Annotated in this window: 20 protein-coding genes; 10 read left to right on the plus strand and 10 right to left on the minus strand. The window is 62.9% G+C overall.

Annotated elements, in window-relative coordinates; all coding sequences use genetic code 11:
* Position 1 precedes the first annotated feature (1 nt).
* Positions 2-985, minus strand: coding sequence for a TRAP transporter substrate-binding protein (locus tag ACM26W_RS15935; RefSeq protein ID WP_416137955.1), 984 nt, complete (start codon positions 983-985; stop codon positions 2-4).
* A 118-nt stretch (positions 986-1103) separates the two neighbouring features.
* Positions 1104-1787 (minus strand): GntR family transcriptional regulator, encoded by a 684-nt coding sequence (locus ACM26W_RS15940; protein ID WP_416137956.1) that lies wholly within the window; start codon positions 1785-1787, stop codon positions 1104-1106.
* 189 nt (positions 1788-1976) lie between these two features.
* On the opposite strand from ACM26W_RS15940, the gene dctP (ACM26W_RS15945) reads away from it, so the two are divergent.
* From dctP (ACM26W_RS15945) to ACM26W_RS15970, 6 genes are all read left to right on the plus strand, one after another.
* On the plus strand, positions 1977-2972 hold the full coding sequence (dctP, locus tag ACM26W_RS15945) for a TRAP transporter substrate-binding protein DctP (RefSeq protein WP_416137957.1): 996 nt from the start codon (positions 1977-1979) through the stop codon (positions 2970-2972).
* Between the two features lie 78 nt (positions 2973-3050).
* On the plus strand, positions 3051-3566 hold the full coding sequence (locus ACM26W_RS15950) for a TRAP transporter small permease subunit (protein WP_416137958.1): 516 nt from the start codon (positions 3051-3053) through the stop codon (positions 3564-3566).
* A gap of 2 nt (positions 3567-3568) precedes the next feature.
* A complete protein-coding gene (locus tag ACM26W_RS15955; protein WP_416137959.1) occupies positions 3569-4903 on the plus strand; it encodes a TRAP transporter large permease in 1335 nt (444 codons plus the stop codon).
* A gap of 13 nt (positions 4904-4916) precedes the next feature.
* Positions 4917-6272, plus strand: a complete 1356-nt coding sequence (locus ACM26W_RS15960; protein WP_416137960.1) for a malonyl-CoA decarboxylase — start codon at positions 4917-4919, stop codon at positions 6270-6272.
* Positions 6269-7786 (plus strand): malonate--CoA ligase, encoded by a 1518-nt coding sequence (locus tag ACM26W_RS15965; RefSeq protein ID WP_416137961.1) that lies wholly within the window; start codon positions 6269-6271, stop codon positions 7784-7786. The genes ACM26W_RS15960 and ACM26W_RS15965 overlap by 4 nt, the downstream gene beginning before the upstream one ends.
* 13 nt (positions 7787-7799) lie before the next feature.
* The gene (locus tag ACM26W_RS15970; RefSeq protein WP_416137962.1) at positions 7800-8393 is read left to right on the plus strand and encodes a 2-hydroxychromene-2-carboxylate isomerase; all 594 of its coding nucleotides are present in this window, start codon (positions 7800-7802) and stop codon (positions 8391-8393) included.
* An 85-nt stretch (positions 8394-8478) separates the two neighbouring features.
* On the opposite strand, the gene ACM26W_RS15975 is transcribed toward ACM26W_RS15970, so the two are convergent.
* From ACM26W_RS15975 to ACM26W_RS16010, 8 genes are all read right to left on the minus strand, one after another.
* A complete protein-coding gene (locus ACM26W_RS15975; protein ID WP_416137963.1) occupies positions 8479-9780 on the minus strand; it encodes a TRAP transporter large permease in 1302 nt (433 codons plus the stop codon).
* A 10-nt stretch (positions 9781-9790) separates the two neighbouring features.
* Entirely contained in the window at positions 9791-10279 is a 489-nt protein-coding gene (locus ACM26W_RS15980) for a TRAP transporter small permease (protein ID WP_416137964.1), read from the minus strand.
* A 49-nt stretch (positions 10280-10328) separates the two neighbouring features.
* Positions 10329-11342 carry a TRAP transporter substrate-binding protein DctP gene (dctP, locus tag ACM26W_RS15985; RefSeq protein WP_416137965.1) on the minus strand — a complete coding sequence of 338 codons (1014 nt, stop codon included), beginning with the start codon at positions 11340-11342 and terminating at the stop codon, positions 10329-10331.
* Between the two features lie 8 nt (positions 11343-11350).
* A complete protein-coding gene (locus ACM26W_RS15990; RefSeq protein WP_416137966.1) occupies positions 11351-11983 on the minus strand; it encodes an isochorismatase family protein in 633 nt (210 codons plus the stop codon).
* On the minus strand, positions 11980-13011 hold the full coding sequence (locus tag ACM26W_RS15995; RefSeq protein WP_416137967.1) for a TRAP transporter substrate-binding protein: 1032 nt from the start codon (positions 13009-13011) through the stop codon (positions 11980-11982). Before ACM26W_RS15995 ends, ACM26W_RS15990 begins: the two co-directional genes overlap by 4 nt.
* A 124-nt stretch (positions 13012-13135) precedes the next feature.
* On the minus strand, positions 13136-15121 hold the full coding sequence (locus ACM26W_RS16000) for an aconitate hydratase (protein WP_416137968.1): 1986 nt from the start codon (positions 15119-15121) through the stop codon (positions 13136-13138).
* A gap of 71 nt (positions 15122-15192) precedes the next feature.
* A complete protein-coding gene (locus ACM26W_RS16005; RefSeq protein ID WP_416137969.1) occupies positions 15193-16116 on the minus strand; it encodes a hydroxymethylglutaryl-CoA lyase in 924 nt (307 codons plus the stop codon).
* 25 nt (positions 16117-16141) lie between these two features.
* Positions 16142-17347, minus strand: coding sequence for a CaiB/BaiF CoA transferase family protein (locus ACM26W_RS16010; protein WP_416137970.1), 1206 nt, complete (start codon positions 17345-17347; stop codon positions 16142-16144).
* A gap of 158 nt (positions 17348-17505) precedes the next feature.
* Here ACM26W_RS16010 and ACM26W_RS16015 point away from each other — a divergent pair, with 158 nt between their 5' ends.
* From ACM26W_RS16015 to ACM26W_RS16030, 4 genes are all read left to right on the plus strand, one after another.
* On the plus strand, positions 17506-18408 hold the full coding sequence (locus ACM26W_RS16015; protein WP_416137971.1) for a LysR family transcriptional regulator: 903 nt from the start codon (positions 17506-17508) through the stop codon (positions 18406-18408).
* A gap of 148 nt (positions 18409-18556) precedes the next feature.
* Complete coding sequence (locus tag ACM26W_RS16020; RefSeq protein WP_416137972.1) at positions 18557-19291, plus strand: haloacid dehalogenase type II; 735 nt, start codon at positions 18557-18559, stop codon at positions 19289-19291.
* 14 nt (positions 19292-19305) lie between these two features.
* On the plus strand, positions 19306-20205 hold the full coding sequence (locus ACM26W_RS16025) for a LysR family transcriptional regulator (protein ID WP_416137973.1): 900 nt from the start codon (positions 19306-19308) through the stop codon (positions 20203-20205).
* Between the two features lie 289 nt (positions 20206-20494).
* Positions 20495-21481: a TAXI family TRAP transporter solute-binding subunit gene (locus ACM26W_RS16030; RefSeq protein ID WP_416137975.1), complete on the plus strand. Its 987-nt coding sequence runs from the start codon at positions 20495-20497 to the stop codon at positions 21479-21481.
* The last annotated feature ends 47 nt before the right edge of the window (positions 21482-21528 follow it).

Consider the following 21528-nt stretch of genomic DNA (forward strand, 5'->3'; position numbering starts at 1 on the left):
CTTATTGGCGCAGGCGCTCGGCTTCCTCGCGCAGCGCCTCGATCATCGGGGCCTTCTCGGCCCAAGTGGCCTCCCACTCGGCGATGGCCTCACTGAAGAACGCGGCGTCGGCCTCGACGATATCGAGGTCCAGCTCGCGGATCTCGGCCTCCTGGGCGGTGTCCATCTGCTGGAACCCGGTCAGCACGTTCTCGAGGTGCTCGGCCATGGTGGTCTCGATCAGCTCGCGGTCTTCCGCGGAGAGCTCGCGCCACACCCGCCCGGAGACCACGCCCACCATGGGGAACATCATATGGTTGGAGATCAGCAGGTTATCGGCCTGTTCAAAGAATTTGAGGATCAGGATCGAATCGAAGTCCATGTCGATGGCGTCCACCTGGCCGTTGGCCAGGGCGTCGTAGACCTCGAGCAGGGGCAGCGGCGCCGGCGCCGCCCCGGTAGCGGTGTAGAAGTCGCGGATCGGCTCGAAGGGAGTGATGCGCAGGCGCTGGCCGCGCATGTCGTCCTGGCTCTCGATGGGATCGCGGCTGAGCACCTGACGCATGCCCACCATGCCGTAGCCGAGCCCCACCAGGCCCACCTCGGCGGGCATCAGCTCGAGCAGCTCGGCGGCGGTATCGGAGCGCAGCAGGCGCGCGGCGTGGTCCACGCCATCCACCAGATAAGGCGCATAGAGGGCGCCGAAGTCGGGGATCCGGTTGGAGATCTCGGCGATGGTCAGGAAGGCCATGTCCAGCGCCCCGGTCTGCAGCTGCTGCACCATCTGCGCCTCGTTGCCGAGCTGCTGGGCCGGGAAGACGCTGATGCTGTGCTCGCCGCCCGAGCGCTCGTGGAGGCTTTCGGCGAAGGCCTCGGCCTCGGTGGACCAGAGGTGCTGGGGCGGGGTGATCAGCCCCAGGCGGAAGTCCCGCGCCTGGGCGGTCAGTGCAGATGCGGCCAGCGCGGTGGCGGCCACGGCCAGGGTCAGCGTCTTGATGGGATTCATGGGGGCCTCGTGTCAGTCCAGCGTGGCCCGGCGGTGCGGGCGGCCGGACCTTGTCATCGTCAGGCTGACGAGATTACCGCAGGCGAGGCGTTGATGGCATCCATTAGGCCCTGGGGACTCACCCCGTGCCGCTTAGCGGGCTCTCGAAGCGACGCACGCTGGCCACGAAATCGCTGAACCGCTCGCCCTGAATCAGCACGTGATCGCGCAGCAGCGCCTCGGCGCGCTCCGCCTCCCCGGCGGCAATGGCATCGACGATGGCCTGGTGCTCATCCAGTGAGGTATACATCCGGTGGCGGACCTGCAGTTGCAGTCGCCGATAGGGCTTCAACCGCTGCTTGAGCTGGCGCGCCTCGTTGGCCAGATAACCGTTATGGCTGGCCGCATAGATGCAGGCGTGAAATGCCTCGTTCTCGTAATAGTACTCGTCGGGGTCACCCGCTCTTGCGGCGGCCCCGCAGCGAGCGTGGGCCTCCTTGAGGGCGACGAGCTCCTCTTCGCTGATGCGCCGCGCCGCCAGGCGCCCGCACATCCCCTCCAGTTCGGCCATCACCTCGAACATCTCGATCAGCGCCTCGATCCCCACCCGGGCCACGAAGGTGCCCTTCTTGGGCGACACCGTCACCAGGCCGCTGGCCATCAGCTGCTGGATCGCCTCCCTCACAGGCGTTCGCGAGACGTTGAACTCCTGCCCCAGAGCCTCGGGGTCGAGACGCTCTCCCGGCGCCCGCCGCCCGTTGATGATGTCATCCTCCAGCGCGTCCCTGAGTCGTTGCGCGCTGGAGCGCTTGGTATCAGTCATGCGACACCTCCCTTGATCAAGCCGCCAGGCCCCAGTGATCCGCGTATTTCGGGGCCGCGATGCGTGTCCTTACCTTGACAGTAGCATATGTCAAGACTATTGATATATACATCAGCCGCGCTGATAAACATCTCAAAAAAGACCAAGCACATAATACCAAGCACACAAGAACAACCTTGGAGACGCCCAATGAAACGCTATACCCTGCCCGCCGTCGCCGCCCTGGGCCTTGCCATCGCCGCCAGCGCCGCCTCGGCCGACACCGTCCTGCGAGCCTCCCACCAGTTCCCCGGGGGCCAGGGCGACATCCGCGACGAGATGGTCCAGCTGATGGCCCGCCATGTGGAGGAGGCCGACGTGGGCCTGCAGATTCAGGTCTACCCGGGCCAGTCGCTGTTCCGTGCCGGTGAACAGTGGGGTGCCCTGGTCCGTGGCCGCCTCGACATGACCCTGCTCCCCCTGGACTACGCCAGTGGTCGCCACCCGGAATTCTCTGCCACCCTGATGCCGGGACTGGTGCGCAACCACGAGCACGCCGCCCGCCTCAACGACTCCGAGTACATGGACATGATCAAGGAGGTGATCATGGATAACGGCGCCAGGGTGTTGGCGGACAGCTGGCTGGCCGGCGGCTTCGCCTCCAGCGAGCAGTGCATTACCTCGCCGGACACCGTGGCCGGCCAGAACATCCGCGCCGCCGGGCCAGCCTTCGAGCAGATGCTCCAGGTCGCCGGTGCCTCCATCGCCTCCATGCCCTCTTCGGAGGTCTACACGGCCATGCAGACCGGCGTCCTGGACGCCGCCAACACCTCCTCCATGTCGTTCGTTTCCTTCCGGCTCTACGAACAGGTGGACTGCCTGACCGAACCGGGCGACTTCGCCCTCTGGTTCATGTACGAGCCGGTACTGATCTCCGAACAGGTCTGGCAGGGCCTCACCGAGGAGCAGCAAGCCGTGCTGACCGAGGCTGGTCAGGCTGCCGAGGAGTACTTCTCCGCCGAAGCGGCCGCCATCGACCAGAAGATGGTCGAGGTCTACGAGGAGAACGGTATCGAAGTGGTCCGCATGAGCGAGGAGGACTACAACGCCTGGCTGGATATCGCCCGTGAGACCTCCTACAAGAACTTCGCCGAGAACGTGCCCAACGGCCAGGCCATCATCGACGCCGCCCTCGCGGTCGAGTAACGCCTCCCCCTTCCCACCGTGATCCGGGCCGCCCCACGGGGTGGCCCCCATTTCGCCAACCGGGAGGAGTCAACGGCCATGGCCAATTCCCCACCCCTTGATCGACGTCCTGGCGTCATCGGCGGCTACATACGGCTGATGGACGTGCTGTCTCGTGCCAGCGCCTACCTGGCAGCGGTGATGTTCATCGCCGGCGTCATGGTGATCTGCCAGATGGTCTTCATTCGCTACCTGCTTGGCATGAGCACCAGCTGGCAGACCGAGTTCACCGTGTTCTCGGTGACCGGCGCCATGCTGATGGGCAGCCCCTACGTGCTGATGACCGGCGGGCACGTCGCCATCACCATCCTGCCCGATGCGCTGGGCGGCCTGGCCCGCAAGGCCATGCTGCTGCTGGCGTCACTGGTCGGACTCGCCTTCTGCGCCGCCCTGGCCTTCGCCTCCTGGGTCTATGTCGTGGAAGCCTACGAATTCAACTGGCGCACAGGCACCGTGTGGAACCCGCTGCTGTGGCCTGCCCTGATGCCCATGGCCGTGGGTACCACCCTTTTGACGCTGCAGTACGTGGCTGAAATCCTGCGCGGGGAGGCCTAGGCATGGAACCGATCACACTGGGCATCATCGTCGCCATCGTGCTGGTCGTGCTGATGGCGATCGGCACCCCCATCGCCTTCGCCCTGGGCGGGGTGTCGTTGCTAGCGCTGCTATACGACCGCGGGCTCCCCGAGCTGATCTATTTCGGCGAGACCTTCTTCGACAGGATCGCCGAGTTCGGCTTCGTGGCCATCCCGATGTTCATCCTGATGGGCGCCGCCGTGGCCTCCTCACCCACCGGACGCGACCTCTACCGCTCGCTGGACCTGTGGATGGGCCGTCTGCCGGGCGGCCTGGCCGTCTCCAATATCGGCGCCTGCACCATCTTCTCGGCCCTCTCCGGCTCGTCGCCGGCCACCTGTGCCGCCATCGGCAAGATGGGCATCCCCGAGATGCGCAACCGGGGCTACCCGGACGGCGTGGCCGCCGGTTGCATCGCCGCCGGCGGCACCCTGGGCATCCTGATCCCGCCCTCGGTGACCATGATCATCTACGGCATCTCCACCGAGACCTCCATTGGTCGGCTGTTCATGGCGGGGATAATGCCCGGGCTGATGCTCGCCGGCCTGTTCATGATCTGGACCATGATCGCCTGCCGCCTGGAGGGGGGCTACAACAACCCGATGTCCCAGACCGCGGAGCGTGTGAAGGAGAACATCAAGGCCAACGTCGATACCAACCTCAAGGCCCTGGTTCGTGTGGTGCCCTTCCTGCTGGTGATCGCCGGCATCCTGTTCGCCCTTTACGGCGGGGTGGCCACGCCCTCCGAGGCGGCCGGCGTGGGGGCCTTCCTGTGCGTGGCCCTGGCGGTGCTGATCTACCGCATGTGGCAGGTCAAGCCGATCAAGCTGATCATGCGTGATTCGCTGCGCGAGAGCGTGATGATCATGCTGGTGATCGCCACCGCGGAGGTGTTCGCCTATGCGCTCTCCTCCATGTTCATCACCCAGACCATTGCCGCCGCGATCAGCGACCTCGACGTCAACCGCTGGGTGCTGATGGGCATCATCAATCTCTTCCTGCTGGTGGCCGGCTTCTTCCTGCCACCGGTGGCGGTGATCGTGATGACCGCGCCGATCCTGCTGCCGATCATCCTGGCGGCCAACTTCGATCCCTACTGGTTCGCGGTGATCCTCACCATCAACCTGGAAATCGGCCTGATCACGCCACCCGTGGGCCTCAACCTGTTCATCATCAAGGGGATCGCACCGGATATCTCCCTGCGCGATATCCTGATGGGCAGTCTGCCCTACGCCCTCTGCATGGTGCTGGGCATCCTGCTGCTGTGCTTCTTCCCGGGCATCGCCCTGTGGCTGCCCAACCTGATCATGGGGTAATGGAGACGAGACCATGAACATGAGTTTCCTGCAGGAGCTGTTCAATAACATCACCCAGCGCGACGCCCTGTTGCGGCGACGCAGCGGAGAGTCCGCCACGCCCGACCACGGGCAGCTGGTGGCGGCCTGTCAGGCGCTGCTGGAGAGCGATGGCGAGGCCTCTAGCATCGCCCTGGCCAGCCGGGCGCTGGCCATGTACCGCCGACTCTCAGCCCTGGAGCGGGCGAGTTTCTTCGCCCGTCTGGGGGCGGAGTTCGCCGCCGAGCCGGCGCGCATCGATGCGGCCTATGGGGCCTATCGGGAGGCCCGCGACAATGCCAGCCTGCAGGCGCTGTTCGAGGCCTGCGAGCCCCGCCGCCAGGAGCTGTTCCGCCGACTGAACCTGGCCAGCGATGGCACCGTGGAGCTGGTGCGCATGCGCGAGGACCTGCTGGCTCTGCTGCGCGACAACCCAGGGCTGAACGCCATCGACGCCGACTTCGCCCACCTGTTTGGCTCCTGGTTCAACCGCGGCTTCCTGGTGCTCAAGCGCATCGACTGGAACACTCCGGCCTCGATCCTGGAGAAGATCATCCGCTACGAGGCGGTGCACGAGATCCAGGACTGGGACGACCTGCGCCGCCGCCTGGACGCCCGCGACCGCCGCTGCTTCGCCTTCTTCCACCCGGCGATCGGCGACGAACCATTGATCTTCGTGGAGGTGGCGCTGTGCAAGGGCCTGCCGAATCGCATCCAGCCGATCCTGGCCGGCGAGGAGAGCGGGGTCGAGGAGCCGGAGGAGGCCGACAGCGCCGCCTTCTTCGGCATCAGCAACTGCCAGACCGGCCTGCGCGGCATCTCCTTCGGCAACTTCCTGATCAAGCAGGTGGTCCAGGAGCTCAAACAGGAATTACCGCAGCTCAGGTACTTCGTGACCCTGTCGCCGGTGCCGGGCTTCGCCCAGTGGCTGGAGGAGTGCCGCAGCGACGAGAGCCTGCCAGGCGAGCTGCGCAAGACCCTCGGCGAGCTCGACGCGACCGAGTGGCAGCGGGACCCCGAGCGGGCAGCGAAGCTCGAGGCAGTGGTCAAGCCGCTGGCCGCCCGCTACCTGGTCCACGAGAAGAATGCCCGCGGCAAGCCGCTCAACGCGGTGGCCCGTTTCCACCTGGGCAACGGCGCCGAGCTTCACCGGGTAAACTGGCTGGGTGACGTCTCGGCCAAGGGGCTCAAGCAGGCCGCCGGCCTGATGGTCAACTACCTCTACGTGCTCGAGGATATCGAGCGCAACCACGAGAACTATACCGCCAACGCCACCGTGGCCTGTTCGAGCGAGGTCCGTGACCTCGCCCGCAAGGCCCGGAAGCTGGCCAAGGGAGAGCACAGCAAATGAACCACAACCTCTTCGCGACCTTCGCCGAGCGCATGCGCGAACGTGGCGATGCCGACTTCATCACCACCCGCGAGGGTCAGCGCTATTCCTATGCCGACGCCATGGCCGAGAGCGCCCGCCTGGCCGGCGCCCTGACCGAGCTCGGGGTTCAGCAGGGGGATAGAGTGGCGGTGCAGGTCGACAAGAGCCCCGAGGCCATCCTGCTCTACCTGGCGTGCCTGCGCATCGGCGCGGTCTATCTCCCGCTCAACACCGGCTACACCGGCGAGGAGATCCGCTATTTCCTCTCCGACGCCGAGCCCGCCCTGTTCGTCTGCCGCGCGGCCGTGCTGGACGAGGCGCGCGGTATCGCGACCGAGACCGGCTGCCCGGCCGTGGAGACCCTCGGCACCGCTGCCGACGGCAGCCTGATGGAGAAGGCCGCCGCCGCCACGCCTCGGGAGGATATCGTGCCGCTGGACGAGCGGGACCTGGCGGCGATCCTCTACACCTCCGGCACCACTGGGCGCTCGAAGGGCGCCATGCTGACCCACCGCAACCTCGGCTCCAACGCCGAGACCCTGCGACATGCCTGGCACTTCACTCCCGAGGACCGGTTGATTCACGCTCTGCCGATCTTCCACACCCATGGCCTCTTCGTGGCCTGCAACGTCACCCTGATGGCCGGCTCGAGCATGCTGTTCCTGCCCAAGTTCGACGCCGATGTGATCTTCGAGGAGATGCCCCACGGCAGCGTGCTGATGGGCGTGCCGACCTTCTACACCCGACTGGTGGCCGACGAGCGCCTGACGCCGGAAGTGACCGCCAACATGCGCCTGTTCGTCTCCGGCTCGGCGCCGCTCACCGCCGAGACCCACGCGGCCTTCGAGCAGAAGACCGGCCACGCCATCCTCGAGCGCTACGGCATGACCGAGACCAACATGAACCTCTCCAATCCCTATGACGGTGAGCGCCGCGCCGGCACCGTGGGCATGCCGCTGTCGGGTGTAGAATTCCGCATCACCGACCGCGAGACCCAGGAGCACTTGCGCCAGGGCGAGATCGGCATGCTCGAGATCCGCGGCCCCAACGTCTTTATCGGCTACTGGCGCATGCCCGAGAAGACCCGCGAGGAGCTGCTGGACGACGGCTTCTTCATCACCGGCGACCTAGCCATGGTCGATGAGCAGGGCTATGTGCATATCGTCGGCCGCGACAAGGATCTGGTGATCTCCGGGGGCTACAACGTCTATCCGAAGGAGGTCGAGCAGCTGATCGACGAGATCGAGGAGGTCTACGAGTCGGCGGTGATCGGACTGCCCCATCCGGACTTCGGCGAGGGCGTCACCGCCGTGGTGGTGCGCCAGCCGAACACGCAGATCGACGAGGCCGGGATACTGGCCCACCTGAACGATCGCCTGGCCAAGTACAAGCAGCCCAAGAAGGTGTTCTTCGTCAACACCCTGCCCCGCAACACCATGGGCAAGGTGCAGAAGAACGAGCTGCGCAAGCAGTTCCAGGACACCTATAGCTGAGCTGAGCATGCCCATGACTACGATTACCTACTATTACTCCCACGTCTCGCCCTGGAGCTATCTCGGGCATGCCCGCCTGGGCGAGATCGCCGCCCGCCACGGCGCCACGGTCGACTACGTGCCGATCACCCTGGGCGCGATCTTCCCGCACACCGGTGGCCTGCCGCTCGCCAAGCGCGCTCCGGCACGCCAGGCCTACCGGCTCGCGGAGCTCAGGCGCTGGCCCCAGCGGCTGGGCATCCCGCTCAACGTGGAGCCGACACACTTTCCTACCGACGACCGCCCCGCCGCCCGCCTGGCCCTCGCGGCCAAGGCCGGGGGATACGACATCGCCGAGCTGTCGCTGGCGCTGATGCGGGCCTGCTGGGTCGAGGAGCGGGATATCGCCGACGCGAACACCCTGCTCGAGATCGCCGACGCCGTGGGGCTGGATGGGCGGACCTTGCTGGCCGAGTCCGCGGGCCCCGAGGCCCAGGCCCGCCTCGACGAGGCCTGCCGGGTCGCACTGGTGGCGGGCTGCTTCGGCGCCCCCTGGTACAGCGTCGACGGCGAACCCTTCTGGGGCCAGGACCGCCTCGAGCTGGTCGAGGAGGCCATGTCTACTTAAACAACTTTGATGCTGCCCCTTTTCACTCATGAACAAGGGCCTTGGTGCTATACCAAGGCTCTTATACTTCCTTTATCTCAACTTCCTACCACATGATGCTTGGCAGCCACAACGCAATGGAGGGAAACAATATCAGAAGAAATATCGCAAACGCCTCAACAAACACAAACGGGAAAGCACCCCTAATAATTTCGGAAAGCGAAATCTCAGGCGCCACCCCCTTTATCACGTAGAGATTTAACCCTATTGGAGGTGTAATTACAGCCATTTCGCACGCAATTATCATGACCACACCAAACCAGATTGGACTGAACCCCAACACCTCAATAACAGGCAGAACGATGGGAGTCGCGATAAGTATTATCGACACGATATCGAGAAACATCCCAATTACTACAAGAAACAACAAGATCAGCAGGAATATTACCCAAGCAGGAAGATCCATAACGCTAATCCACATCACCAACTGCTGAGGAATCATCAATCTAGTTATTACCCAACCAAACAAAAGCGCAGCAGCGAGTATCAGAAGAATCATCCCGCTAGTGACTACGGTTGATCGGAAAATATCAAGCACAGTACGCATATCTAGCTGACGATATAAAGCCGCAACTATAAAAGCACCAATCGCTCCCAGCCCAGCAGCTTCAGTCGGCGTGGCGACACCAAAATATATACTACCCAAGACTACCAAGACCAGTGCGATAGCTGCCCAGACATCCTTAAGCGCTTTGAAACGTTCCTTCCATGTCACCCCAACCTTTACGTGCGGCGCCATCTCCGGCCGGACCACGGCTAAAATACCGATATAAACCACCATCAGCATTGCCACCATAATCCCAGGAATAATAGCTGCAACAAACAACCTCCCGATCGATTGGTTAGCAATCTCTCCATAAAGAATAAAACCAATACTCGGAGGTATCAGTAGAGCCAACGCCCCTGCTGCCGCCACCGATCCACCCGCCAAACTTGGAGCATAGTCTCGCTTGATCATTTCGGGTATGGCGAACCTACCAATGGTCGCAGCACCTGCCACACTTACACCACTCATGGCTCCAAAAACTGCAGAGCTTCCTACACTTGCCATAGCCAGGCTTCCTGGCAAGCGATTTAGCCATAAATAGAAAAGAGTAAACAACCGCCCTCCCAGGTTGGTTCTAGCGATAACCTCCCCCATAAGAATAAAAAGCGGTATTGCAATGAGTGAGTAACTCGACATCCCCCTGTAGAGAATCGATGGAATTGCCATCAATGACGAGATGCCATTTATGAAATACATCCCAATAATACTGGCAACACCTAGCGCAGCGAACACTGGAGCCCCGATGGCAAGCAGGAAAGCAAAAGTGCCAAGCAGCCAGAGAAATATGGTTGTGGAATCCATTGAATTACCCTTACGCCTTATCTTTCAAAGAAAGATAGATCGTTGCCATAAGCAACAGGATACCGCCGAGAGGAATTAAGGAATAGGGCAACCACATAGGAAAACTCAACAAAGAAGAGGATCGGTAGCCCCTATCCAGGGCAGTAAGCACATTGACACTTCCAGCCCAAACGATCACTCCACAAAACAACAGAACAGCCAGACTGCTCAGGAGATCCGAAATTTTTTTCAGCAAATCTGGAAGAACATTATACAGCGCCTCCATTCGAACATGCCGCCCAACTATTAATACCCACCCAACGGACATCCACGAAATCATCAGAAGCAAATACTGACTAACTTCAAGAGCATGAATGCTCGGACTTCGAAACAAATACCTAGTCATAACAGCGTATACTGTCAAAAGCATCAAGCTAACCAAAGCAATCTCGGCAATCACTAAACCAAGCTTACCCGCAAAAAAAAACACTTTCGAAACGACCCTATTGGCAAGTTTCATAGCAGCCTCGTAGACATAGGAGAAGGCAAGTCCTTTTCCCTGACTCTAGTTAGCGCGTCGCCTCAATCAACTCTATATATTTTTCGCCATTTGGGACAGAGTCAATCCACTCATCGATAGCCGTCTGCGTGCGCTCCGACAACCGTGAAATCGTCTCAGGATCGAGTGTCTTCACGGTCATGCCTAAGAATTCATAATCCTCAACGGCACTACTGATAAACTCATTCACCATATCGAATTGACGCTGATCACGAATATTAGCCGCCTCCTCGAAGATCATCTGAATATTGGAAGGGAATCTGCCCCAAGTGTCTGCATTAATAGCTAGTATAGAAGTGTCGATGGCAAAATTAGTCAGTGTAATGTGGTCTGTCACCTCATATAGACTACGCCCCATGCCAGTCAATAATGGCCGTGGAGTTCCATCGATGACGCCACGTTCGAAGGATAGATATAGGTCGGACGATGCCATGGTAGTAGGGGCACCACCGAGAAGTTGCAGCGCACGTGCATCGGTTGCCCCAGTGGTTGCCCAAGTCTTGCCGGAAAAGTCTTCGACGGAGTCAATGGAAAATCCTTTGGTATAAAACTCATATGGATCCCAAGGAGCCACTCCAAGTACATATGTGCCATGCCTCTCTTCCAACTCTTGGCGCATCCCGAGGTCTAACAAGCCTTGCTGAAGAGCCCTCTGCATATGATTAACATCATCAAAGATGAAGGGCATTGTGAACAGAGTCAGCGCCTCGACAGTACCGCTGGGGTAGGTGCCGGTCATATTTGTAATGTCGATGTCACCCCTTGATAGCGCAGGCAATTCTTCATAGGCATCAAAAAGCTGACCCGAATGAAAAACGTTGATTTTCACCGCACCCTCTGATGCCGCTTCCACATGGTCAATAAAGGCTTGGATAGGTTCCCAAACATACTCATAAGCCGGGGGAAGATATGTAGAGAATGTCAGTTCATATGTTTCGTTTGCGTGGAGCTGCATTGATGAAGCCATGATGAAAAGACCAAGGCTAGGCAGCGTGAAGTTTTTGATAAGTGACGATTTTTTCATTTTATAACTCACTCGGTTATTTTTGTATAAGTATGCAGCTGGTTTAAAGCCGTAGCTAGATCTAACACTTCTGCATACTTATCGCTCATATCGATAATGTTGCTGTCGTGCTGCTTTTTAGAGCGATCGGCACAGGCCTCCTCGACAACAAACGGCGGGAATCCATGTTGCAACGCATCAACCACCGAAGCACGGATGCAACCGCTGGTGGTACAGCCCGCAACGTAAAGTGTATCAATGCTCATGGATGTAAGAATGCCCGCAACCGGTGTGCCGAAGAAGGCAGATGCTTGTGTTTTCTCGATTACAAGATCTTTAGACTCTGAGTCGATGGAGGGATCAAGCTCACACGCCGCCGTCCCTTTGGCAAGAGTTTCCAGAGTGGGACACTTCTTGTGCCATAACCCTGAGTCCAGCAAGCCTGGGTTGTAGCTGCAGACTGTGAAGATCACAGGTCCATGCGGGCGGACTGCGCGAATCAGCTGGTTAGTAGCTGCAATCGCCTCCGTACAATCCGAAGCAAGCGGACTCAGAGATGGTTCAGTAAAGCCTCGTTGGAAATCGACAACAAGCAGTGCTGGACGCTGGCCAATGGCCAGCGCCCCCCCAAAACCACTTTTCAGATTGGATTTATCGTTCATTGAGACTCAGCGCCTCCTTCCCGGGTAGATTCGATGATCTCGAGATAGCGTTCACCGTTGGCGACATTACTCGCCCATTCCTCAATAACTGGCGCCGTCAAATTACGCAATTCCGCCACAGTATCGGCATTCATTTCATGAATCGTAACCCCATTCTCTTCATAGTAGGCTAGCGCCTCAGATATGAAATTTTCAACCATGACAAACTGTTCAGCGTCACGTTCCTTAGCGGCCTCAAGGATTATTTCCTGAATATCTTCAGGAAGGCGCTCCCAAGCATCACGATTCATAGCCAGGATGGAGGTATCAACCAAGAAGGTTGCCAAACTTATATGTTCGACAACTTCATCTAGACTGCGCCCTAGCCCTGTGATTAGCGGACGCGGGGTTGCATCCACAACCCCCCTATCAAAAGCCAGATAAAGCTCCGAGGAGGCCATTCCTGTCGGGGATCCGCCGAGAAGCTGAATTGCTTGCGCGTCAGTGGAGCCGGTAGTTGCCCATACCTTACCGGCGAAGTCTTCCCTTTCAAGGATAGGGTGCTGACGACTATAGAACTCATAGGGATCCAGAGGCGCCACACCTAGAATAACCGTGTCGTGGTCTTCTTTCATTTCCTCGCTCAACCCGGATTCCAGCAATCCAGCCTCAAGCGCCCTTGAAAGGTGCTCAATATCATCAAACATAAAGGGCAAAGCGAAGACACCAATAGAAGGCACACTAGCGCTTGGGTAAGTTCCGGTCATATTGGTAATATCAATGTCCCCACGGGAAAGCGCGGACAGTTCGTCATGCCCTTCAAAAAGTTGTGCCGAATGGAAAAGATCGACCTTCAGACGCCCCTCACTCCGCTCCTGAATTTTATTCACGAAATTTTCTGCTGGTACATGAATGTACTCATACGAAGGAGGCAGGTAAGTTGAGAACACCAAATTATACACATCGTCAGATGCTTCAGAATTAGCCGACAAAACACCAAGAGACAGCGTCGCCGCAGGAATAGCCATCAAAATTTTAGTTGCTTTCATTTTCTTCCCATCCTTTGTTTCTGTTATATTAATTCGCCGCTACGCAGCGGGAAGTGCCATTACAGTTAGCGAAAGTCTCCATGCACACTGCACACCCCGGAGAACTACCCGCAACTGCCTGACATCAGCGATGTTTCATATCTGACAGTTTTTCAGGGTTACCACAACGAATATGGTTGATCACCCCGCCCATGGCGATCAGTTCCCGCTGGCGCGGGGTCAGGCCATGATGCAGGCGGAAGGTGCCCTTGCCCACCACTTCGGCGGCAAGCTCGGGGCCGGCGGCCAGCTGGGCGTGCAGGTCACGGATCACCAGGCTGTCGCCCTGCTCCAGCCGGTCACCGTCCTTCTCGTCGACGAAGGTGAGCGGCAGCGCCCCGAAGCAGATCAGGTTCTGCCAGTGAATGCGCGCGAAGCTTCTGGCCAGCACCACCTGCAGGCCCAGGTAGCGGGGCACCAGGGCAGCGTTCTCGCGGCTCGACCCCTGACCGTAGTTGTGGCCGCCGACGATGGCATGGCCGCCCAGTTCGCGGGTCGCCTCGGCGCGGCGGGCGTAGTCCGGGTCGACCGCCTCGAAGGTGAAGGGCGCCGAGGCGTAGACGCTGCTCCAGTAGGGCATCACCCGCTGGCCCGCCGGCATGATGTCGTCGGTGGAGATGTTGTCCCCGGTGACCAGCAGCACCGGGACCTCCAGGGTGTCGGACAGCGGGGCGAGCTCCGGCAGCGCCGGGGTGTTGTCGGTCTTCTGCAGCGGCTTGAGGCGCGCCTCGGCCAGCGGCAGCGGCGGTGTGAAGAGGTCGCGATTGACCACCATCCGCTCGGGTTCCTGGATACGCGGATAGGCCATGTCGAGGCTGCGCGGGTCGGTGATCACGCCCGCCAGCGCCGAGGCGGCCGCCGTCTCGGGGCTACACAGGAAGACGCTGTCCTCGCGGGTGCCGGAGCGCCCCGGGAAGTTGCGCGGCACGGTGCGCAGGCTGTTGAGGCGCACCGCCGGTGCCTGGCCCATGCCGATGCAGCCGTTGCAGCCGGTCTGGTGCAGCCGTGCCCCGCAGGCGACCAGGTCGGCGAGATAACCTTCGCGGATCAGGGTGGTCAGCACCTGGCGCGACGAGGGGTTGATGTCCAGCGAGACGCCGTCGGCGACGGTGCGCCCGCGTACCACTTCCGCCACCACCGCGAAGTCGCGGAAGCCCGGGTTGCCCGAGGAGCCGATATAGGCCTGGTGCAGCGGCTCACCGGCCACCTCGTGCACCGGCACCACCTTGTCGGGGCTGGAGGGCAGCGCGATCAGCGGCTCGAGGCTGGATAGATCGAGCGTTTCCTCGCGGTCATAGGTGCAGCCCGGCTCCGCGGCGAGCGGCTGCCAGTCCGCCTCACGGCCACGGGCCGCCAGGAATCGGCGGGTCTCCTCGTCGCTGGGGAAGACCGTGGCGGTGGCCCCCATCTCGGTGCCCATGTTGGCCAGCACATGCCGGTCCATGGCGGACAGACCAGCGAGGCCCGGCCCGTGGTACTCGATGATGGTGTTCTTGCCGCCGGCCACGCCGTGACGGCGCAGCAGCTCGAGCACGGCATCCTTGGCCGAGACCCAGTCGGGCAGGCGGCCCTCCAGGCGGATGCCCCAGATCTCCGGCATGGTCAGGTAGAGCGGCTCGCCGGCCATGGCCATGGCCACCTCGATGCCGCCGGCGCCGATAGCCAGCATGCCCAGCGAGCCGGCCGCCGTGGTGTGGCTGTCGCAGCCGACGATGGACTGGCCCGGGATGCCGAAGTGCTCCATGTGCACTGGATGGCTGATGCCGTTGCCGGGGCCGGAGTACCAGACCCCGAAGCGCTCGCAGGCGCTCTTCAGGAACAGGTAGGTCTCGGCGTTGAGGTGGTCGGCCTGCACCAGGCCGTGGTCGATGTACTGCACGCTGGGGTCGGTATGCACCCGATCGAGGCCCATGGCCTCGAGCTCGAGCATCACCAGGGTGCCGAGCACGTCCTGCAGCAGGGCCTGGTCGATGCGCAGGGCGATCTCGCTGCCGGGGGTCATCTCGCCCTCCACCAGATGATCGCGGATCAGCTGCTGGGCGAGGTTCAGGGGAGTGGATGGCGTCGTCATTGTTGTTGGTCTCGTGGTCAGGAATGGTAAGCAACTTCGGCGGGCCGGCCTGGCGCCGGCTTCCGTGGGCGTCAGGCCGGCATCGGATAGCGCCGGTCGGCCTTGCCCGCCTTCACCACCTGCCCCGGCGTGTCATGACCTACCAACTCCGGCAGCATGACCGAGGCCGCCAGCAGGGGGTCGAGGTCGACGCCGGTGGGCACGCCCATCTGCTCGAACATGTGCACCAGGTCCTCGGTGCAGACGTTGCCGGTGGCGCCCGGGGCGTAGGGGCAGCCGCCGATGCCTCCCAGGGAGGCATCGAAGCGGGTGATGCCGGTCTGCCAGGCGGCCAGGGCGTTGGCCAGGCCCATGCCGCGGGTGTTGTGGAAGTGCAGGGTGAAGGGGGTGTCGGGGAAGCGCGTCAGCGCCGCCTCGCAGAGGCGTGCCACCTGGCCCGGGTTGGCCATGCCGGTGGTGTCGCACAGGGTCACGCCCTGAACGCCCAGGGCCAGCTGACGCGCCACCAGGTCGAGCACCCGTGCCTCGGGCACCTCGCCCTCGAAGGGGCAGCCGAAGCTGGTGGAGAGCGAGGCGTTGACGAAGACCTCCGCCCCCCTGGGGTGGGCCCGCACGACCTCGAGGATGGCGGCGAACTGCTCGAGGGACTGGTCCGGCGTCATGCGCAGGTTGGCCAGGCCGTGGGAGTCGCTCGCCGACATCACCAGGTTGACCTCATCCACCCCGCAGGCCAGTGCCCGCTCGGCGCCCTTCAGGTTGGGCACCAGCACGGTGATGCCGACGCCCGGGCGGCGCTGGATCCCGGTCACCACCTCGGCGGCGTCGCGCAGTTGGGGAACCGCCTTCGGCGACACGAAGGAGGTGGCCTCGATGCGCGCCAGCCCGGTGGCGGAGAGGGCGTCGATCAGGCGAATCTTGTCCGCGGTGGGCACGAAGGTCGCCTCGATCTGGAAGCCGTCGCGGGGCGCCACCTCGTTGATCTGCAGCTGGGTCATGGCGAATGTCCTGGGGGTCAAGGGGTCAGATGATGCCGGCATCGCGCAGCTTGGTGCGGGTTGCCTCGTCGATGCCCAGTTCGTCGAGCACCTCGTCGGTATGCTGGCCCAGCGCCGGGCCGCCGCTGCCCAGCCGGCCCGGCGTGGCGCTGAGCCGCGGCAGCACGCCCGGCACCCGGAGCGGCTTGCCGTTGGGCCGGGTGATGGTCTGAATCATCTCCCGGGCCAGGTAGTGGGGATCACTGGCGATGTCGGCGGCGGTATAGGGGTAGCCGGCGGGCACCCGGGCCTCGTCCAGGGCGGTGAGGATCTCGTCGCGACCGCGCTCGACGGTCCAGGCCTCGATGGCCGCATCGATCTGTGCGGCGCGACGGCTGCGGCCATCGTTGTGGGCCAGGGCCGGATCCTCGCCCAGGTCGGTGCGGCCGATCACCTCCATCAACCGTTTGAAGATGCTGTCGCCGTTGCCGGCGATCAGCACGAAGTCGCCGTCGCGGGTGCGGTAGGCATTCGAGGGCGTGATGCCCGGCAGGGCGCTGCCGCTCGGCCCGCGCACATGGCCGGCGGCGTCATACTCGGGCAACAGGCTCTCCATCATCGCGAACACGGATTCATACAGGGCCACGTCGATCTCCTGGCCCAGGCCGCTGCGGCCCCGCTCCTGCAGCGCCAGCAGGGTGCCGATCACCGCATAGAGCGCCGAGAGCGAGTCGCCGATGCTGACGCCGACACGCACCGAGGGCTCGCCGGGATGGCCGGTGAGATAGCGCAGCCCGCCCATGGCCTCGCCGATCACCCCGAAGCCCGGCTTGTCGCGATAGGGGCCCGTCTGGCCGAAGCCGGAGACCCGTACCATGATCAGCCCGGGATTGTGCTTGGCCAGGGTCTCGTAGCCCAGCCCCCAGCCCTCCAGGGTGCCGGGACGGAAGTTTTCCACCAGCACGTCGGCCTCGGCGGCCAGCCGCCGGACCATCGCCTGGCCCTCCTCGCTTCGCAGGTCGAGGGTGACGGAGCGCTTGGTGCGGCTCTGCACATGCCACCACAGCGAGGTGCCGTCCTCGATGATTCGCCACTTGCGAAGGGGGTCACCGGTGCCGGGGGGCTCGACCTTGATCACGTCGGCGCCGAACTCGCCCAGCAGCTTGGTGGCGAAGGGGCCGGCGATCAGCTGGCCGAGCTCGAGGACCTTGAGGCCGGCCAGTGGCAGCTGGCGTGACGTCGGGGAGGTCATGGGGATCTCCTGGGTAAGGTGCGGGTTATAGCTCTTGAGAATGTGCCACCCAGGGCGCCCCTCACAATTCGGCAATCGGGAACCGAGGTTTCGCTGTTCACGAAGCCATCGGCTAGCATGGGAAAGGTTCACCGCCCTCTCCCTGGAGCCCGGATGCCATGCGCCGCTTCGATTTCGTGACCCTCAAGCTGTTCGTCACCATCGCCGAGGAGGGGCGGCTGACCGCCGCCGCGGAGCGCGAGCACCTGGCCCTGGCCGCCGTCAGCAAACGGGTCAGCGACCTGGAGTCAATGATCGGCACCGAGCTGCTCTACCGACGCTCCCGCGGCGTCGAGCTGACGCCGGCTGGCCAGGCCTTCCTGCACCACGCCCGACGCATCCTCGAGGATGTCGCCCGCCTGGAGGCGGAGCTCAGCGAGTACGGCGAGGGGGTGCGCGGCCACGTCCGCATCTACTCCAACACCTCGGCGATCATCGCCTTCCTCCCCGAGGACCTCAGCGTCTTCTCCCGGGAGTATCCGCAGATCAAGCTCGACCTCCAGGAGCGCACCAGCGCCGAGACCATCGCCGCGGTGCGCGAGGGGGTGGCCGATGTGGGAATATTTGCCGGTCACGTTGCCGCCGAGGGCCTGGAGGTGGTGCCCTACCGCCGCGACCAGCTGGTCCTGGTGACGCCCGCGGACCATCCCCTCTCCGGCCGAGACCGGCTCTGCCTGCATGAGGCCACCGAGTACGACTTCGTCGGCCTGCAGCAGGATGCCTCGCTGCAGTCGCTACTCCACGAGCAGGCCAGTCTGGCGGGGCGAGCCCTGCGCATGCGCATTCAGGTGCGCAGCTTCGACGCCATCTGTCGCATGATCCACCACGGCATGGGGATCGGCGTGCTGCCCCAGCGCACCCTCTACCGCGACCTGCGCGACCTGAACCTGCGGCTGATTCCGCTGGCCGACGATTGGGCGAGCCGGGAGATTGTCATTGGCATACGCCACTACGAGACCCTGCCGGTGGTGGCCCGCCACCTGGTCGATCACCTGCTGCAGGCGCCGGACGACCCCGCCTGAGCCCTGGGCGCGCGCCGCTCTCGACCATGGTCGCAGCCACGCTGGCGAACGATGGTTTGCATATCGGGCAAGCAGCGGCATAGATTTGCCCGACACCCGATCAAGTCGCCTGCCACTTCAATCGTAACGCTTACCGGGAAGCCTGCAGATGAGCCAGACACGTAACACCCTGAGCGAGGTCAGGGCCCTGACCTTCGACGTCTTCGGCACCGTGGTCGACTGGCGCAGCAGCGTGATCCGCGAGGGCGAGGCCCTGGGGCGCGCCCGCGGCCTCGGCGTCGACTGGGCCGCCTTCGCCGACGCCTGGCGCGGCGGCTACGCGCCGGCCATGAACCGGGTCCGTCAAGGCGAGCTGCCCTGGACGCGCCTCGACGACCTGCACCGCATGACCCTGGACCGTCTGATCGACGAGTTCGGCATCGGTGAAGCCCTGGCCGAGGAGGACCGGCAGCAACTCAATCGTGCCTGGCACCGCCTCGACCCCTGGCCGGATAGCGTGGTGGGGCTCCGGCGCCTCAAGTCCCGCTTCATCCTCGCCACCCTCTCCAACGGCAACGTCTCACTGCTGGTCAACATGGCCAAGCATGCGGGACTGCCCTGGGACTGCGTGATCTCGGCGGAGCTGGCCGGGCACTACAAGCGCGACCCGGAGGTCTATCACAAGGCCTGTGAGTTGCTCGACCTGGCCCCCCACCAGGTGATGATGGTGGCGGCCCATCAGGACGACCTCCAGGCGGCCCATCGCGAGGGGCTGCGCACCGCCTTCGTCAAACGGCCGCTGGAGCATGGGCCGGATGCCGTCCCCGACCTCTCGGCGGACCCGGTCTTCGATCTGGTCGCCGAAGACTTCCACGACTTGGCCGACCAGCTGCTCAACCCCTGACCCGGGAGCGCCGCATGAGACTCGATCCCACCTCGCTCAGGCTGTTCGTTCGGGTCGCCGAGACCGGCACCATCACTGGCGCCGCCGAGGCGGAGTTCATCGCCACTTCGGCGGTCAGCAAGCGGCTGAGCGAGCTGGAGGCCCACTTCAACAGCCCGCTGCTCACGCGCAACAACCGCGGGGTGGAGCTGACGCCGGCCGGCAACGCCCTGCTCAACCTGTCGCGGGGCGTGCTGCATAACCTGGAGGATCTCGAGCTCCAGATGCGCGAGTACTCCAGCGGTAACCGTGGCATCGTCAGGGTCTTTGCCAACATGTCGGCCATCACCCAGTACCTGCCGACCGAGACCCAGTTATTCTTCGAAAAATACCCCGACATCGGCGTTCAGCTCGAGGAGAAGGTCAGCCCGATCATCACCCGAGAGGTGGTGAGCAACAATGCCGATATCGGCGTCTGCGCGCGACTTCCCCACGGCTACGACCTGGTGGAATTTCCCTATCATGTCGACGACCTTGTGCTGGTCACACCCCTGGATCATGCGCTGGCCGACCGTGAGACGATCGATTTCCGCGAATGCCTCGACTTCCCTCACGTGGGGCTGCACACCTCCAGTGCTATCAACCTGGAACTGCTGCGTGCCGCCAGCCTCGCCAACCGGCCGCTGCGGCTGCGCATCCAGGTCACCAGCTACGACGCCCTGTGCATGATGGTCCAGGCCGGGCTGGGCGTCGGCGTGGTGCCCCGCGGCGCCATCCGGCAGTACGTGGGCGGGCTGAATGTCAGGGTCCTGGCAATCCGTGACGACTGGGCCAGGCGAAAGTTGAGCATCTATGTCCACGACCTCGACAGGCTCTCCATGGCCGCGCGCATGTTTGTCGATCACCTGGTGGAATCTGCCGCTGCCAGCGGGTGATGCCGGACACCATTCGGCCATTCTTGCCGGATTTTATCGCTGCAATGCGGCATGAAAAGGGTCACTTTTCTGCCTTCTTGTTTGGAGAAGGCGGCTTCATGAATCACCAATGTACAGGCGGACATCCTGAGGGTATCAATGGAACCTGGCTCGCTGCATCCCGTCCCGTAGGCAACAGCGCGCCGTCGGACGCATGTTGGCCCCACCGCCGCCAGCGTCCCGAACGACTATAGCGTCCCGCAACATAACAACAGGCAATCGGCTTCCCGTAAGCCAGGAGAACACCACAATGACAACGCTTTCCCGCAAGGCACGCCTGCTGATCCCGGCCTCTCTCATCGCCATCGGCAGCCTCGGCGCCGTGACCGCCCAGGCCAACACCTCGCTGAACATCGGCGCCGTACCCACCGGTACCGGCTGGTTCTTCGGCATCTCCGAAGGTGCCCGGGTGATCAGCGCCAACACCGACTACGAAATCACCGTGCGTGAGACCGGCGGTACCCGCGAGAACGCCATTCGCCTCGGGCGCGGCGAGCTAGACCTGGCCTTCACCGAAGCCCTGGTGGGCTACGAGATGTACAACGGCATCGGCCGCTTCGAGGACACACCAAACCCCGACGCCCGACTGATCTACTGGATCGCACCCTCCACCATGCACTGGGCGGTGCGCGAGGACTCCGGCATCGAGACCTTCGAGGACCTCGACGGTGCGCGCTTCAACCCCAGCAGCATCGGCGGCGGCGGCGAGTACATCACCGAGCTGGTGTTCGGCATCCTCGGCATCGAGCCAGACTTCCAGCGCATGCGCATCGACGACGCGGCCGAGGGCGTGATCGACGGCCGCCTGGTGGGCTTCAGCTACAACGGCGTGCCGCCGATTCCGGCCTTCACCGAGGTCCACTCCTCGCGCCCCCTGCGCCTGCTCTCGCTGACCGACGAGCAGGTCGACGCCATCACCGAGGAGCTGCCCTTCCTGGCGCCCACCGTGGTGCCCGCCGACACCTACCGCGGCATGCCGGAAGCCACCACCATGGGTATCTACATGGGCGTGGCCGCCAACGCCGACCTCAGCGATGACACCATCTACGAGATCACCAAGGCCTACTGGGAGAACCACGAGCAGGTAGCCAACTCCTTCAAGCCGGCCGAGGGCGTGACCCCGCAGACCGTGATCGACAACGCCACCTTCCCGCTGCATGCCGGCGCCCTGCGCTACTACCGCGACGACCTGGACCTCGAGATTCCCGAGGACGTCATTCCGCCCGAAGCGCAATAACCCCCCTGTCCCCGCGGGCCAGGCGCCCGCGGGGTTTCCCCGATGCC

The sequence above is a fragment of the Halomonas sp. HK25 genome, from assembly GCF_047795635.1.
Lineage (GTDB): Bacteria > Pseudomonadota > Gammaproteobacteria > Pseudomonadales > Halomonadaceae > Halomonas.